Origin of the sequence: Nocardioides malaquae (genome assembly GCF_015070385.1) — a bacterium.
Lineage (GTDB): Bacteria > Actinomycetota > Actinomycetes > Propionibacteriales > Nocardioidaceae > Nocardioides > Nocardioides malaquae.
Window position 1 is genome coordinate 1 of the sequence record NZ_JADCSA010000072.1, and the last position, 511, is coordinate 511.

Annotated in this window: 1 protein-coding gene; it reads right to left on the reverse strand. The window is 39.1% G+C overall.

The window, feature by feature from the left end; all coding sequences use genetic code 11:
• Positions 1 to 236 precede the first annotated feature (236 nt).
• Positions 237 to 511 (reverse strand): hypothetical protein (locus IEQ44_RS17115; protein ID WP_227487608.1); only part of this gene is annotated, 275 nt, incomplete at its 5' end.

The following is a 511-nucleotide window of genomic DNA, read 5'->3' on the forward strand; positions in this document are numbered from 1 at the left end:
AGTGGGCGGAGCAGTGAAAATGGAGTGAAAAGGGAGTGGTTTACTCGTCTCTGACTCGGACATAAATTTTTTAAAAGTGATTTTATCAAAAACGAGGCAATATAACAATGTTCCAGGCTGCCCCGGCGCGGGTTAAAGGACGACTTCACCACTTTTCAACCACTCTTCATACAATTGTTCCTCACGAATGTTCATGATTAAAAAATAAAAAAAAATGTCTGTGAGCTGTGGACAGTTCAGGAATCCTCGCCCAGTGACATCATCGATGGGGAATCCAAGCTAATAGAAACTGTAGGCTTTATATTCCTGAAAAGTTGCAATTTTAAAGTGGAAGCCATTGTTCTCACAATGATAAAAATCTGAATAATTTTCAAAAATTCTTGTTTGAAAAAAATAATCTGACAAATGATGATGTCACTGGGCGAGGATTCCTGAACTGCCCACAGCTCTCCTATGAGACACAGACCGAGTTGAACAAAATGTGTTGTTTTATCATGAACACTGGTGATGA